A 15080-nucleotide genomic window follows, 5' to 3' on the forward strand; every position below is an offset into this window, starting at 1 on the left:
GATTCTTTAAATAATCTATTAATTCAGTATGTTGTTTATAATTGTTGCCGCAAGGGAAAATCCGCTTCCCTAAAACTCGCGGCAATAAAACATATTATTGAGCAGAGCCTAACACAGCTCGGGCTTCTCTTAAATCGAAATGCTCATCAACCTTTAAGTAGGCCACTTTTTCGTCTAGCACCACAATCGCTTCGACCACACCCATCAATTGTGACAGCTGCGACGCCATATCCCGCGCTTGGGCCTTATCTTTCACGGCGGCTTCTAAGGTGTAACTCTTAAGCAGCACAGGATTTTTCATCCCTAGGGTCAATAATAACCAAACGCCCATCAATACCAGCGCGACGATAAACACGCCCACGGCGCCAACTAATTGGAACGCACCACCGCCGAGCATACCGCCACAGAAGGCGCCTAAGAATTGGCTAGTTGAATAAACCCCCATGGCCGAGCCTTTTTCACCCACGGGGCAGAATTTCGCAATCAAACTCGGCAGCGACGCTTCAAGGTAGTTAAAGCCGGTAAAAAACAGCAATACCGCTACGCTCAATACCCAGAGGTTGTTCGAAAACATCGCCATGGCCGCAAGGGCAAACATCATGATCACTAAAGCAATTTGAAACATCGCCTTGGTATTCTTACGCTTCACCCCGATAATGATTAACGGCACCATCAAGAAGAATGCGCCCACAAACGCGGGGAAATACAGCATCCAATGTTTTTCTTTCACCAGACCCGCATCGACTAAATCGAGTGGCAAGGCAACAAACACCGCGGTTAACACTAAGTGCAGAATAAAAATACCCGCATCGAGCCTAAACAGCTGCGGATCGGTCAACATACGCTTGAGCTTGGCGGGCGCGGCTAAGGTATCGCCCTTAGGTGCATGGGAAATCGGATTTGGCACTAATAACTGCACAATCAACATGCCAAGTACCGCAAGGCCAGCGGTTAGCAGGAATAAACCCGATAAGCCTAAATGCTGCGCCACAATTGGGCCCACGAGCAACGACAGGGCAAAGGAGCCGCCGATACACATGCCGATAATGGCCATCACCTTAGTGCGCTGCTCATCTCGGGTTAAGTCCGCCGCTAAGGCCAACACGGCGGCGGCAATCGCCCCCATCCCTTGCACAGCGCGGCCAAATACCACGCCGTAAATCGTATCGGCATTGGCGGCAATTAAGCTGCCGATGGCGAACAATACCAGGCCTGCGAGGATGACAGGTTTGCGACCATACTTGTCGGATAAAATCCCCATCGGGATCTGCAAAACGGCCTGAGTCAAGCCATAGGCACCAATGGCAATCCCCACCCAAAGGGGAGAAAAACCTTCTAAATGCTGACCATAGAGTGCAAAGACGGGCATGATCATAAACAAGCCCATCATACGTAAACCAAATACGCTGGCTAAAGAAAACGCGACTTTTTTCTCGGTTCCTGAAAGTCCGTTGTTACCCATGATTTTGCCCTGGATTGAAGTCTTTTAGGGGGCGCATGTTAACACACCCAAAAGCGTTTGCTCAAAAGGAAAAACCGCCCACGCCAAGAGTGTAAAACAGCGGGTTTTGCCCCACACCAATGCTGATGCTCGCGCGTTAGCGTACGCTTAGGCCTTTATTTTTAAGGCTTATCTAAAAGCCCATTGGCTACAAATAGTTAACTCGATGCTTACAGAAGTTGGATAAGTTCAAAGCCGATAGACGGATTAATCTTCGTTAATCCGCTAACTGTATCACCTTTATCAGCAATACCAGCCCCACAACCGCGCCCATTGGGCGTGTCAGCAAGATCACAGAATCGACTAAACTCGGCCGCCGAACTGTGCGATACTTAGGCTCATTTTTTTAAGCATAAGACTTGAGCGATAGATGGATAAGATTGAAATACGCGGCGCACGGACCCACAATCTCAAAAATATCAACCTGACTATCCCAAGGGATAAGTTAATCGTTATCACAGGGTTATCGGGTTCAGGCAAATCTTCCCTAGCATTTGATACCTTATATGCCGAAGGCCAACGACGTTACGTTGAGTCTCTTTCTGCCTATGCCCGCCAATTCTTAAGCTTGATGGAAAAGCCCGATGTCGACCATATCGAAGGCTTGAGCCCGGCGATTTCCATCGAACAAAAATCGACATCCCATAACCCGCGTTCCACCGTCGGGACTATTACCGAAATTTACGACTATCTGCGTCTGTTGTTTGCCCGTGTGGGCGAACCGCGCTGCCCGACACACGGCCAACCACTTGCTGCGCAAACCGTGAGTCAGATGGTCGATAAAGTGTTAGAAATGCCCGAAGACAGCCGCTTGATGCTGCTGGCGCCCGTGGTCAACGGTCGTAAGGGTGAGCACGTAAAATTACTCGAAGGCTTATCGGCGCAGGGCTATATCCGCGCCCGTATCGACGGTGAAGTCTGCGACTTAACCGACCCACCAGCACTCGATTTACACGTTAAGCACACCATCGAAGTGGTGGTCGACCGCTTTAAAGTCCGCAGCGATATTCAGCAGCGTCTCGCCGAATCCTTTGAAACTGCGCTCGAACTCTCCGGCGGAATTGCCGTGGTCGCCAGCATGGATGAAGGCAGCACAGAAGAATTAATCTTCTCTGCAAATTTTGCCTGTCCGCACTGTGGTTATTCGATGGCCGAGCTTGAGCCCCGGATCTTCTCCTTTAACAACCCAGCTGGCGCTTGCCCAACCTGTGATGGTTTAGGGGTACAACAATTTTTCGACCCAGACAGAGTGATCACTAATCCTGAGTTATCCCTTGCGGGCGGCGCGATTCGTGGTTGGGATAGACGTAACTTTTATTATTTTCAGATGCTGAGTTCGCTCGCCGACCACTATAAGTTCGATGTCGAAGTTCCCTTCGAACAGCTGTCGGATAAGGTGAGAAAAATCGTCCTCTACGGCTCAGGCAAAGACAGTATCGCCTTCAAATACATCAACGACCGTGGCGATGTGGTGGTGCGTAATCACCCCTTCGAAGGCATCTTAAATAATATGGATCGGCGCTACCGCGAGACCGAAAGCAACGCGGTGCGCGAAGAATTAGCCAAGTTTATCAATACTCAAGCCTGCCAAAGCTGTGGCGGCTCGCGCCTACGTGAAGAAGCCCGTAACGTGTTTATTGGCGATCTTAACCTGCCCAAACTCACTGTTTGGTCGATAGGTGAAGCCCTCGAATACTTCGACAAACTCGAGTTCAGCGGCCAAAAGGCACAGATCGCCGAGAAGGTATTGAAGGAAGTACGCGATCGCTTAGGCTTCCTCGTTAATGTCGGCCTCAACTATTTAAGTCTATCGCGTTCGGCCGAAACGCTTTCAGGCGGTGAAGCGCAGCGTATTCGTCTCGCCAGCCAAATCGGCGCAGGACTTGTCGGTGTGATGTATGTGCTCGACGAGCCATCTATTGGCTTGCATCAACGGGATAACGAACGGTTATTGCAGACCTTAATCCACCTGCGGGATTTAGGTAATACAGTGATTGTGGTGGAGCATGATGAAGATGCGATTCGTATTGCGGATCATATTATCGATATCGGCCCCGGCGCTGGTGTACACGGCGGCGAAGTGATTTGCGACGGTCCAATTGAGAAAATTGTCGCCTGCGACGAGTCTGTCACTGGCCAATATATTTCGGGCAAACGCAATATCCATATCAGCACCCCACGTACACCTTACGACCCAAAACAAGTGATTGAGCTTTATGGCGCCCGCGGCAATAACCTGCGCAATGTGGATTTAACCATCCCAGTGGGATTATTCACCTGCGTGACCGGGGTATCGGGTTCGGGTAAATCGACGCTGATTAACGACACCTTTTTTAGAATTGCCCATAAGCAACTCAACGGTGCCACAGTCGATGAGCCTGCGCCATACGATCGCATCGTCGGCATGGAGCAATGCGATAAAGTGGTCGATATCGACCAAAGCCCGATTGGCCGCACACCGCGCTCTAACCCCGCCACTTATACTGGCATCTTTACGCCTATTCGGGAGATTTTTGCCGCGACGCAGGAATCCCGTACCCGCGGTTATCAGGTGGGCCGTTTCTCCTTTAACGTGAAAGGCGGTCGCTGTGAGGCCTGCCAAGGCGATGGCTTAATTAAGGTCGAAATGCACTTCCTGCCCGATGTGTATGTGCCCTGCGATGCCTGTAAGGGGAAACGCTATAACCGCGAAACCTTAGAGGTGCGCTATAAAGGTAAGAACATCCACGAAGTGCTGCAAATGACAGTGGAAGATGCGCGGGAGTTTTTCGATGCCGTGCCAGCCATTGCCCGTAAACTGCAAACCCTGATGGATGTAGGTTTGTCCTACGTGCGTTTAGGCCAAAGCGCGACCACGCTGTCGGGCGGTGAAGCCCAAAGGGTGAAACTTGCGAAGGAACTCTCTAAGCGCGATACGGGTAAGACCTTGTATATTCTGGATGAACCGACAACTGGCTTGCACTTTGCCGATATCCAATTGCTGCTCGATGTACTGCATCGCCTCAAATCCCACGGCAATACTATTGTGGTGATTGAGCATAATCTGGATGTGATTAAAACCGCAGACTGGATTATCGACTTAGGCCCAGAAGGCGGCGGAGGCGGCGGTACTATCCTAGCAACCGGTACGCCAGAAGATGTGGCGCAGCATCCAACGTCCCATACCGCGCGCTTCTTAAAGCCGCTGCTGGAGCGGGATGCTAAACTAGCCAAGCAGTCATAATATTAAGTGTCAGCAGTGCCTTGGTATCTCCAAGGCGCTGTAATTACACCCTATCGTGGTATAAAACATCTCAGGCAAGCCATTCGCCGTTATCAATCGAGGAGAACATGTTGCCAACGCATCGCCCGAGTTTGACGAGCTTAAGTCGCGCCAATCTATTACTCATCACCTGTCTAGGGCTAACGCTTGTGGCATTGGTTATTGCCGCTGTCGATCCGCTTATCGGTCAACCCACACGTTTACAGGTGACAGTGTTGGATAGCTCAGCCAATAGCAGCCTGCTCGCCTTACCCGATGGTAGGATCACTACGCTTGCCCAAGGCGGACTCACCAAAAACACCCAAGTCACTATTTGCTCACGCACCCATTTAGTCTCTGGCTTGGAGCACTTTAATTTAAGCCGTCATCAAGAGGCGACACTCTCCCCCGAGATCCGCGTCTTAGACTAATTCAGCATTACGGCCAATGCAGCCAGGCTAAATCCCTGTTAGGCTTAGGATTGATCATCCTATTGCCAACCTTAAGGATAGCCATGGGCAATCTGGCGCACCCACTCATAGCAATCACTCGCCCCCAGTCTCATCGCATAGGCTTGAGCATATTGCGCTTGTGTATCCTGAGCTTGTGTTTGGGCCTTACGGCCTGTGCCAATCAACCCGCCGAATACACTTGCTCACCTGAGGCGATTCGATTGAATTGGGCCGTGCCCGCAGATCTTAAGCAAACAGTAGCAACACTCAGCGCCGCAGAATTAATGGGGCGTAAAACCCAAACGGAAGGTGCCGCCAAGACTCGCAACTATCTGCACAGCCAGTATCAACAACTTGGGCTTACTCCTTGGGCAGAGACTTTCGAGGTGCCCTTCGAATATGCCACGCTTTTTAGCCAAGAGACGGGAAGCAATATGGTGGCGTTAGTTCCCGCACACCAGCCCACCAATCGATGGCGCATTGTGGTGGCTCACTACGATCATCTCGGCATGAGTGGCAGCAAGATTTACCACGGCGCCGATGATAACGCCTCAGGTGTTGCCGCCCTGTTGGCTCTCGCCGCCCACTGGCAAGCGCAGCTAAGCGCCGTCCCCGATTCGCTGCCCAATATTAACTTAATGTTTGTCGCCACCGATGCGGAAGAGCCGGGGCTGTATGGCAGTACGGCACTCGTCGAACAACTCAAGCAGCGCATGCCCGAGGCGCAATTTGAACTGATGCTTAATCTCGATATGATTGGCCACCCGAGTCGCCCCTATGCCATTTACCTCGAGGGGAGCCGCAACTTTTATCAGTTTCCACAATTTAGGACCATGCTAAACGCGAATAATCGCCTCTGCATTAAGTTGAGTCATCCCAAACCCGTGGGACGAAGCATCCAGAGCACTGATTGGCTCAGGGCCTCGGATCATTATCCTTTCCATAAAGCTAAGATCCCTTGGCTCTACTTTGGCGTTCCCACTCATCCGCAGTACCATACCCCCGAAGATACCCCCGACACTTTGGACTATGTGTTTCTCGCGGCGGTGACAGAATCCGCCTTCGAAATCCTACGACTCAATGGCGACTTTTTGAAAAATTAATCGAAGTGGCGCGTTTCTTGCTCAGTTTTTGCAAAAAATATACGCAAAACCCTGTATTTATCCTCAGTCAGATTGGTAAAGTGGCACACATGCTGCTATAATCTGGCGTTTTCGGTGCGGGAAATCGACACGGGGTTGATTTTCTGTCTGTGAAACTTAAGCGCCAATCCGGGCGCATCCACAAGGCTACAACCCAATGTCATCCAGTGAAAGAACTTTCCGTGAACTCGGCTTGTCCGAGAATTTGTTGCGTGCTCTTGACGAGCTAGGTTACGAAAACCCAACGCCAATCCAATCAGCCAGTATTGACCCATTAATGGCTGGCAAAGATATTTTAGGTCAGGCACAAACAGGTACAGGTAAAACTGGCGCCTTCGCCCTGCCCCTGCTCAACAAAGTGACCAGCCAAGCTGTTCCACAAATCTTAGTATTAGCGCCAACCCGCGAATTAGCGGTGCAAGTAGCAGAAGCTTTCAGCAGCTACGCGAAATTTATGAAAGGTTTCCATGTACTGCCAATCTATGGCGGTCAGAGCATGCATCAGCAATTAAACGCCCTGAAGCGTGGCCCACAGGTTATCGTGGGTACCCCTGGCCGTGTAATGGACCATATGCGCCGTGGCACCTTAAAGCTGGAAACCCTGCAAGCGCTGGTACTCGACGAAGCCGACGAAATGTTAAAAATGGGCTTTATCGACGATATCGAATGGATTCTGGAACACACACCAGAGCAGCGCCAACTGGCACTGTTCTCGGCCACTATGCCAGAACAAATCAAGCGTGTTGCTAACAAGCACTTAAAAGATGCGACTAACATCAGCATCGCTGCGAGCCACACCACAGTTGACTCTATCGAGCAACGTTTCGTGCAAGTGTCTCAGCACAACAAGTTAGAAGCCTTAGTACGCGTATTAGAAGTTGAAAATACCGAAGGTATCATCATCTTCGTTCGTACCCGTAACTCATGCGTTGAATTAGCAGAAAAACTCGAAGCCCGCGGCTACGCTTCATCACCACTGCACGGTGATATGAACCAGCAAGCCCGTGAGCGCGCCGTTGAGCAGCTGAAAAGCGGCAAGCTAGACATTCTGATCGCGACCGACGTTGCGGCCCGTGGTCTGGACGTTGAGCGTATCGGCCACGTAGTGAACTACGATATCCCTTACGATACTGAAGCTTACGTACACCGTATCGGTCGTACTGGCCGTGCTGGCCGTACGGGTATGGCGATTCTGTTCGTTACCAGCCGTGAAATGCGTATGCTGCGCACCATCGAGCGCGCAACCAACAGCCGTATTTCACCAATGAAAGTACCAAGCCCAGAGACGGTTGCAGAACGTCGTCTGTCTCGCTTAGGTGAGCAGTTAGCGCAAACCATGACGCAAGATCTGGACTTTATGCGCGAAGCAGTTGCCCAGTTATGCCAACAGTTGGAAGTGGATACCGATCTGCTGGCCGCAGCCCTGCTGCACCAAGTTCAGCAAGAACGCCCACTGCAATTACCTGCGATTCAAGAGCGTACCCGCGATGAACGCAATGAGCGCAGCGAACGTGGTGCTGAACGTGGCGAGCGCGGTGAACGTCGCAGCCGTGAGTCACGCCCACTGCCAGCCAGCCTTGGCAGCGCCGAAGCGTTAAAAGACAACCCAGATCTGAAGATGTGCCGTTATGTTATCGACGTAGGTCGTGACAATGGCGTGGGTGTGGGCAACATCGTTGGCGCTATTGCAAACGAAGCTAACATCGACAGCCGTTACATCGGTGCCATCCAATTATACGATGCAGTGACTACCGTTGACCTGCCAGACGGCATGCCAAAAGAAGTGCTGCAGCACCTGAAGAAAGTGCGCGTATGTGGCAAGCCACTGAACATCCGTGAAGCAGGCGATCAGGTATTCGTAGATTCAGGCCGTGGCGCACGTAGCGACCGTCGTCCACGTGGTGACCGTCCAATGGGCGAGCGTAAACCACGTTCAGCCTCTGGCGACAAGCCATTTGCTGATCGCAAACCACGCTCTGATAAGCCAGCAGGCGAGCGTAGACCACGTAAACCACGCGAAGAGTAATCGCCAAACCTAAGTCGTTAGGTTAAGCAGATTTAAACAAACGCATTAAAAAAGGAGCCTCGGCTCCTTTTTTGTTGTCTATCATTTTTCCGAATTAACTTGCACTTAAGCCAATAGGTCTATTAGTGTCGCCTTAGTCTTTGGCAACACAATTAATGTATTTCGATGAAAAAAGCCATTACCGCTGGCCTGTTATCCGCTTTTGTCGCCCCCGGCAGCGGCCACTTTTACCTTAAACATAAACGTTCGGCGCTGGTGTTTTTCAGCTTAGCTGTTATCAGCCTGATGCTGCTCCTCATGCAAATCTATCAAGTGGCACAAGTGATCGCCTTAGAGATCCAAAATGGCACCTTACCCCTAGATGTCGGCGTGATATCCGCCGAAATCACTCAGCAAACCCAAACCACCATGGCCAATGCCAATGAACTGCTCTATGGCTTTTTGCTCTGCTGGTTAGTGGCATTGCTCGACAGTATTCGGCTGGGGCTTAAGCAAGATAAACAAGATGCCTTAACCACGAGTACAACTGGGCAGTAGATTTAGACTTTAATGGGCTTGCAAACACAGTGGTTAGCAAGCCCATATTGCAACGATAACCTATTGCTTAACTCCATCGACTGACGCATTAACAGGCTCAGTTCGAGTATCCAAATAACCACTCAGGCGAGTTAATAGCAGCGCCGCAATCACCACTAGCGCACCAATCAATGGGGTTTGCATTAATCCCATCTGCTCGACAATGAGTCCGCCGCCCCAAGCACCTAAGGCAATTCCAATGTTGAAGGCGGCGATATTTAATCCCGACGCTACATCTACTGCGGTTGGAGCATAGGTTTCAGCCAGTTTGACAACATAGACCTGTAATCCAGGAACATTGCCAAAGGCGAAAGCGCCCCAAACGAGTATGGTTAACACAGCGGTAATAGGGTTTAACGCCGTAAAATGGAAGATAAACAACACCGCAGCTAAACCAGTAAAAATATAACTGAGGGCTTTGATTGGCCCCATGTTATCGGCCATCTTACCGCCCCAGATGTTACCTATGGCAACCGAGACACCATACACCAACATGATCATCCCTATCGCACTCGCATCGAAGCCACTGATCTGCTGTAAAATCGGCGCGAGAAAGGTAAAGGCGACAAAAGTACCGCCATACCCAATTGCAGTAATGGCAAATACCAGCAGTAATCTTGGCTCAGTCAACACTTTAGCTTGGGTCAGTAAACTGGCAGCACGGGTCTGCTTAAGGTTGTTCGGCACTAAGAATGCACTGCCTATCAAGGCGATAAGACCAAGCAGAGCAACGGCTAAAAATGTCGATTGCCAACCAAAACTCTGGCCGATATAAGTCCCTAGGGGCACTCCTGTTACCAGTGCGACGGTCAGTCCTGTAAACATAATCGCAATGGCACTGGCCGCTTTTTCCTTTGGTACCAGTCCAGTTGCAATGGTTGAGCCAATCGAAAAGAACACCCCATGGGCTAAACCAGTGATCACCCGCGCTGCAATCAGAGTTTCATAACTCGGGGCTTGCCACGCGAGCACATTCCCCGCGACGAATAGCGTCATTACCGCTAATAACACATGTTTACGATTCCAATGCCCCGTTAACGCCGTTAATACTGGGGCGCCAACGGCTACCCCAAGGGCATAGAGGCTGACTAATAATCCCGCCGAGGGGAGAGAAACCTGTAAGTCCTGCGCCATAGTGGGAATTAATCCCACGATGACAAACTCAGTTGTTCCAATAGCAAAGGCGCTTAGCGTCAATGCGAGTAAAGCTAAAGGCATGATGGCGTCCATCCTGTATTAAACGAGCGACAAGCTCGATAAGGGCTAATAGAGCTGAAGTTAAACCTGTTCACATAACTTCAGATGGCGCTATCTTGACGATAAAGTTTATTGTCAAAAAGAGTGATTTTTACAAATGATTTTTGCTATAAACGTAACTAATTACCTCGTTGGAGACTGACATGCTGACTCGCTCAGATGACTTACAGATACTACTCACAGTGGTCGATAGTGGCGGATTTTCCGCAGCGGCCGAAGCGCTCGATATTCAAGTTGCTAGGGTTTCAAGAGCTGTGACCAAACTTGAGAGTCAGTTGCAAATCACCCTGCTCAACCGCACGACTCGACGAGTCGAATTAACCAATGAGGGACGCCTGTTTGTCGATGCAGTTAGGCTTGGGCTGCAAACCATACAGTTAGCGGAAGAAGAACTTATGAGTCGAGGGGAGCAACCTAAGGGTAAGCTTAGAGTCGATGCTGCCAGCCCTTTTGTGCTACACCAGATAGTCCCCTTAGTGCATGAGTTTAAACAGCTTTACCCCGAGATAGAGCTAGAACTGACCTCGAACGAAGGCTTTGTCGACTTGATTGAAAAGCGCACCGATGTGGCGATTCGTATAGGAAAACTCACCGACTCAACCCTGCACGCTAGACCCTTAGGTAAGAGTAAACTGCATATTGTGGCCTCTAAGGAATACCTCGCCAAACGCGGTTTACCTAAAAGCGTCAGCGAGCTAAACCACCACAGTCTTATCGGTTTTACGGGCGCTAAGGTCTTGAATCATTGGCCACTCAAAGGGCTGGAACCCATTGTTCCCACAATGCGGGCAAGCAATGGCGAAACCGTACGTCAATTAGCCCTCGCGGGTAACGGCATAGCCTGCCTGTCTGGCTTTATGGTCAGCGATGATATTGCCAACGGTCGTTTATTGCCTTTGCTTGAAAACGAGCGAGTCGTGAATATAGAGCGGGAACAAGTCAATGCCGTCTATTACAAGACCTCTACCGTTGCTCGGCGGATCTCCGCCTTTATTGATTTTATTCAACCTCGGCTAACCCTTTAAATTTAGAAGTGATTAGGGCGTTAAGTACCATAGATTGTTGCGGTAATAGCAAAAATCATTTGTGCTTTAGCCTCTTTATCAACAAAGCGTGATCGGTGACAGTTACCCCATCCACAGAATAAGGGGAAGAATATGACTCACACCAATGCGACAGCATTTAACCAAACGCCTCTGACAGCGATGCCGATACTGGGCACAGGAACATTCAGGCTTAAAGATAAAGCTGCGTTCGATGCAGTGTTGATGGCACTCGAAGAAGGTTCACGCCATATCGATACGGCACAAATTTATGGTAATGAATCGGCCGTCGGGGATGCGATTAACGCCTCAGGGATCCCACGCCAAGAACTGTTTATCACGACCAAAGTTTGGACTGAAAACCTGACGAAGGAACGCTTTGAGACTAGCGTTATCGACAGTCTAACGGCGCTGCAAACCGAGTATCTTGACCTGTTACTCATCCATTGGCCGTTAAACAGCGATGAGCCCAATATGGTCGAGTATCTTTCAGAACTCAAAGCGGTATTAGATAAAGGCCTAACCCGTCGGATTGGCGTATCAAACTTTACCAATGCACAACTCGCGCAAGCGATTGCCATCTTAGGCGAAGGTGTTATTTATACCAATCAAGTAGAAGTGCATCCCTATCTCATCAATCGCAAAGTGACGGATTTTTGTAAACAACACAATGTATTAGTAACGGGATACATGCCATTTGCCTATGGCGCAGTGTTGCAGGATGAAACCATTGTCAACTTAGCCATGGCGCATCGAGCCACTCCCGCACAAATTGTGTTGGCATGGCTGCGACAATTAGGTTTTGCCACCATTCCCTCCTCAACCCAAAGAGAGAATGTTCGCAGCAACCTTGCCGCAGCAAGGATTAGCTTAACGCCTGCAGAAATAGAGCAAATCAATCAACTGGATCGCAATCACAGGGTCGCAGATCCAGACTTTGCCCCCGATTGGGATTAGTCCGTCCGCGCTTGAGTTAGCCTTTAACTTCTAATGCCCAAGCGTCGATAAAGCTCTGATAATTAGCGATGAGTAAATCCGCCGCTTGGGCATAGTCGGGCACCTCTTCTGGGCAATAGAGGGCGCAGCGGCTACCGGCGTTTTGCGCGGTTTGCAGATCGAATAGATAGTCCCCCACATACAAGATATCCGCCGGACTCAACTGCCATTGCTCGCAAATCAAGTGGATACCCTGCGGATGTGGCTTTGGCTCGGCATCGTAACGGGTCAGCACTAGAGGGATATCAATACCGAGTTTTTCGATGGTAATTTTGGCCGCCTCGGGCATATTGCGGGTCAAAATCGCCAGAGGTAGTTGCCGTGTCTTTAAAAAGGCAATCAGCGCCTGCGCGCCTTCAATCCAGCTCGCCTGACGCGAACTTTCCAGCTCATAGTCATGGACAATTTCCAGCGCCTGCATCTTAGCCATTGTGGTCTCAAGGCTATGTATATGCTCGAGAATATCGGTCCCCGATCCAATACCTAATGCCGCCCTTAAGCCTTTAAAATCGGGGTTTGAATGGGCAAGCGTGCCGTCGAGATCAAAGATAACCCCGCGGATTTGTTCAAGTTGCATGTCGGTCAGGCGTGTTATCACTCGGGTACCTATTCAGTGGTCTGTGAAGCGGGTTGCAAACGTCGTGCGCGGCGCTGGCGATACATGGGCAGTAACTGCACCACCATCACTGACACAATAATCACACCTATGCCAAAGAGCGATAGCGCATCTAATTTATCGGCCTTAAATACATCAGGCCACCAACCTATACTGACCACTAACGCCGTGGCGCTAAAGCTAAATACCGGCGTTAACGCCAGCATGGCGCTCACCTGTGCCGTCGGCCAGTACTTCATCGATTGTCCGAAGCAGCCGTAGGCAATTAAGGTATTGGCGGCGCAAAACAGCGCCACTTGCCAGTCGAAGCTATCCATTTGTGCAAACTGGCTAAAATCGCTAAAGGGCGCCATCGCAAAGATCCCTAAGGCGTAGATGACTAAGAGTACGTTGGCGGGGGACAAACGGTTCAACAGTGACTTTTGCAGCAGCGCATAGGTAGTCCATGACAATGCGGAAAACTGCACTATCATCACCCCAAGCCAGATCTCATGGTTATCGGTGGCGGAAAAATCTAAATAGGGATGGAAAAACATCAACATCCCTAAAGCTAAGGTAGCAAAACAACTGAGCTGCACCGCATTCAAGCGTTCTTTAAAAAACAATACGCCGCCAAAGGCGAGGAAAAATGGCGAGGTTTGAAAATTAAGCTGCGCCGCTCCCGGAGCTAAATAATCGAGGGAATACACGAATGACACATAGTTAAGCATTAGAAACAGTCCAGCGAGGATAAGCCTGAGCCAAACCTTGGCATCGAGCGCCGCAAACTGTTTCAAGCTCCCGGCACTCCACTGCACCAAAATACTGACGAGGAGCGCCACTAAAAAACGGAACCAAGTCAACGTCACAGGATCGATAAAACTACCCGATAGCTTAAGCGCTATGGGTAACATGCCCCAAAACAATACGGCGACAGAAATAAACAACAATCCTAATTGAGCATGGTTAGTTGCCAAGGATCCAGAGTGGCTTTGATTCACGGAAAAGTCCCAGTAGTACCGCAGAAAGGAACGCCATTCTGGCACCGCGGCGCGCTAAGATCTAGCCTAAAAAGCGATTAACTTATCCTCCGGATTGGATAGTTAAGCTGACACTAAACCTATCTTAACTGGCGATAAATGCAGAGCATATCAAGCTAAGTTTTATCAAGCCTTTAGCAGCACAAAAAGGTATATTGAGCGCAATTTCTCTTTTAGCTCAAATTGGATTTACAGAGTCGAGTTATGCCTTATGCGCTCAGTGATTGCGACATAAACGACTCTGCACAAGTCCTTTAAATAAGTCCTTTTAAATAAGTTAGTTAGGATTAAACATGTCACAGACAGACGCTAAAACACAGCTTGAGTCCATTAAGGCTGCAGCACAAGAACTCGCCCAGCGACGCGCCAAAGGTGAAGCGGGCGCGCTGTTGCAAGAAGCGCTAAGACCGAAAGATTTCCCCTTGGCCTTTGCCATCCAGCAGACCATTGCGCAGCAGTTTAGCGCCCAAGACAACCCGATTGCGGGGTGGAAGTGCCTACTCCCAACCGCAGAAAAAACCGTGGTAGCGCCTATCTATCAACATGATGTGTATGTCGAAACCGCCGAGTGTCCACTTTATCCTTCGAGCAAAGGGCTTGCCCGTGTCGAACCCGAGCTCGCCTTTGAAATTGGCAGCGATTTACCACCACGAGCCACGCCTTATTCGGAAGCCGAAATCGACGCCGCCCTAGGTAAAACGCGCCTCGCTTTAGAACTGATCAAAAGTCGTTATCAAAACCCAAGCGAAGCCAACCACTTCGATGCTCTCGCCGATGGTTTAGTCAATCAAGGCTTGTGGTTAGGGCCAGAAATCTCAACCTCGGCTGAAACAGGCCATTTCGCCCTGAGTGTTGACGTTGCCGCTGGCGGACAGCAAGCAAGTGAGACGCTGCAAAAAGCCGCGGTTCATCCCAACGGTTTCCCTAAAGCAGGGCTTTATTGGTTGGTCAACTTCTTATCTGCCCAAGGGATTGGCTTAACCCGTGGACAGTATGTGATCACAGGCTCATATGCGGGGGTATTAGATCTGCCGCTCAATCAGCACTGCCAATTCTACTACGGCGAGTTAGGTCAATTTGGTTTACAGTTCGTAGCTAAATAAGTCACGCACTAAAGAGTACCAAGCCAATCGGCAAAGTCAGAAGGTAGGCAAATGCTTACCTTCCTAATCCCCTACTGACCAACAGAGGGAAAACAAGCTTGTATCAAG

12 protein-coding genes are annotated in these 15080 nt (G+C 50.0%); 8 read left to right on the forward strand and 4 right to left on the reverse strand.

Annotation, left to right across the window (positions count from 1 at the left end; translation table 11 throughout):
* Nucleotides 1-94: 94 nt before the first annotated feature.
* A complete protein-coding gene (locus tag L2713_RS04655; protein ID WP_011624151.1) occupies nucleotides 95-1462 on the reverse strand; it encodes an MFS transporter in 1368 nt (455 codons plus the stop codon).
* A 409-nt stretch (nucleotides 1463-1871) separates the two neighbouring features.
* Between L2713_RS04655 and uvrA the strand changes: the two genes are divergently transcribed.
* From uvrA to L2713_RS04680, 5 genes are all read left to right on the forward strand, one after another.
* Nucleotides 1872-4724: an excinuclease ABC subunit UvrA gene (uvrA, locus tag L2713_RS04660; RefSeq protein ID WP_248967107.1), complete on the forward strand. Its 2853-nt coding sequence runs from the start codon at nucleotides 1872-1874 to the stop codon at nucleotides 4722-4724.
* Between the two features lie 107 nt (nucleotides 4725-4831).
* Nucleotides 4832-5173, forward strand: a complete 342-nt coding sequence (locus L2713_RS04665; RefSeq protein WP_248967108.1) for a hypothetical protein — start codon at nucleotides 4832-4834, stop codon at nucleotides 5171-5173.
* 83 nt (nucleotides 5174-5256) lie between these two features.
* Nucleotides 5257-6297: a M28 family peptidase gene (locus L2713_RS04670; protein WP_248967109.1), complete on the forward strand. Its 1041-nt coding sequence runs from the start codon at nucleotides 5257-5259 to the stop codon at nucleotides 6295-6297.
* Nucleotides 6298-6493: 196 nt separating this feature from the next.
* Entirely contained in the window at nucleotides 6494-8362 is a 1869-nt protein-coding gene (locus tag L2713_RS04675) for a DEAD/DEAH box helicase (protein ID WP_248967110.1), read from the forward strand.
* Nucleotides 8363-8527: 165 nt separating this feature from the next.
* Nucleotides 8528-8899 (forward strand): hypothetical protein, encoded by a 372-nt coding sequence (locus L2713_RS04680; protein ID WP_248967111.1) that lies wholly within the window; start codon nucleotides 8528-8530, stop codon nucleotides 8897-8899.
* Nucleotides 8900-8959: 60 nt separating this feature from the next.
* Here the strand turns inward: L2713_RS04680 and L2713_RS04685 are convergent, their stop codons facing one another.
* Nucleotides 8960-10156 carry an MFS transporter gene (locus tag L2713_RS04685; protein ID WP_248967112.1) on the reverse strand — a complete coding sequence of 399 codons (1197 nt, stop codon included), beginning with the start codon at nucleotides 10154-10156 and terminating at the stop codon, nucleotides 8960-8962.
* A 182-nt stretch (nucleotides 10157-10338) separates the two neighbouring features.
* Here L2713_RS04685 and L2713_RS04690 point away from each other — a divergent pair, with 182 nt between their 5' ends.
* Both L2713_RS04690 and dkgB read left to right on the forward strand, forming a co-directional pair.
* A complete protein-coding gene (locus L2713_RS04690; RefSeq protein ID WP_248967113.1) occupies nucleotides 10339-11220 on the forward strand; it encodes a LysR family transcriptional regulator in 882 nt (293 codons plus the stop codon).
* Between the two features lie 132 nt (nucleotides 11221-11352).
* The gene (dkgB, locus tag L2713_RS04695; protein ID WP_248967114.1) at nucleotides 11353-12195 is read left to right on the forward strand and encodes a 2,5-didehydrogluconate reductase DkgB; all 843 of its coding nucleotides are present in this window, start codon (nucleotides 11353-11355) and stop codon (nucleotides 12193-12195) included.
* Nucleotides 12196-12211: 16 nt separating this feature from the next.
* Here the strand turns inward: dkgB and L2713_RS04700 are convergent, their stop codons facing one another.
* Nucleotides 12212-12832 carry an HAD family hydrolase gene (locus L2713_RS04700; protein WP_248967115.1) on the reverse strand — a complete coding sequence of 207 codons (621 nt, stop codon included), beginning with the start codon at nucleotides 12830-12832 and terminating at the stop codon, nucleotides 12212-12214.
* 8 nt (nucleotides 12833-12840) lie between these two features.
* Entirely contained in the window at nucleotides 12841-13830 is a 990-nt protein-coding gene (locus L2713_RS04705; RefSeq protein WP_248967116.1) for a DMT family transporter, read from the reverse strand.
* 332 nt (nucleotides 13831-14162) lie between these two features.
* Between L2713_RS04705 and L2713_RS04710 the strand changes: the two genes are divergently transcribed.
* Complete coding sequence (locus L2713_RS04710; RefSeq protein ID WP_248967117.1) at nucleotides 14163-14972, forward strand: hydratase; 810 nt, start codon at nucleotides 14163-14165, stop codon at nucleotides 14970-14972.
* Nucleotides 14973-15080 lie beyond the last annotated feature (108 nt).

The sequence above is a fragment of the Shewanella seohaensis genome, assembly GCF_023283775.1.
Lineage (GTDB): Bacteria > Pseudomonadota > Gammaproteobacteria > Enterobacterales > Shewanellaceae > Shewanella > Shewanella seohaensis.

Excerpts from the sequence above, each read along its gene's own strand:
- L2713_RS04685 (WP_248967112.1), bottom strand. The coding sequence starts at position 10,156 with ATGCCTTTAGCTTTACTCGCATTGACGCTAAGCGCCTTTGCTATTGGA.
- dkgB (WP_248967114.1), top strand. The coding sequence starts at position 11,353 with ATGACTCACACCAATGCGACAGCATTTAACCAAACGCCTCTGACAGCG.
- L2713_RS04680 (WP_248967111.1), top strand. The coding sequence starts at position 8,528 with ATGAAAAAAGCCATTACCGCTGGCCTGTTATCCGCTTTTGTCGCCCCC.
- L2713_RS04690 (WP_248967113.1), top strand. The coding sequence starts at position 10,339 with ATGCTGACTCGCTCAGATGACTTACAGATACTACTCACAGTGGTCGAT.
- L2713_RS04665 (WP_248967108.1), top strand. The coding sequence starts at position 4,832 with ATGTTGCCAACGCATCGCCCGAGTTTGACGAGCTTAAGTCGCGCCAAT.
- L2713_RS04655 (WP_011624151.1), bottom strand. The coding sequence starts at position 1,462 with ATGGGTAACAACGGACTTTCAGGAACCGAGAAAAAAGTCGCGTTTTCT.
- L2713_RS04670 (WP_248967109.1), top strand. The coding sequence starts at position 5,257 with ATGGGCAATCTGGCGCACCCACTCATAGCAATCACTCGCCCCCAGTCT.
- L2713_RS04710 (WP_248967117.1), top strand. The coding sequence starts at position 14,163 with ATGTCACAGACAGACGCTAAAACACAGCTTGAGTCCATTAAGGCTGCA.
- L2713_RS04675 (WP_248967110.1), top strand. The coding sequence starts at position 6,494 with ATGTCATCCAGTGAAAGAACTTTCCGTGAACTCGGCTTGTCCGAGAAT.
- uvrA (WP_248967107.1), top strand. The coding sequence starts at position 1,872 with ATGGATAAGATTGAAATACGCGGCGCACGGACCCACAATCTCAAAAAT.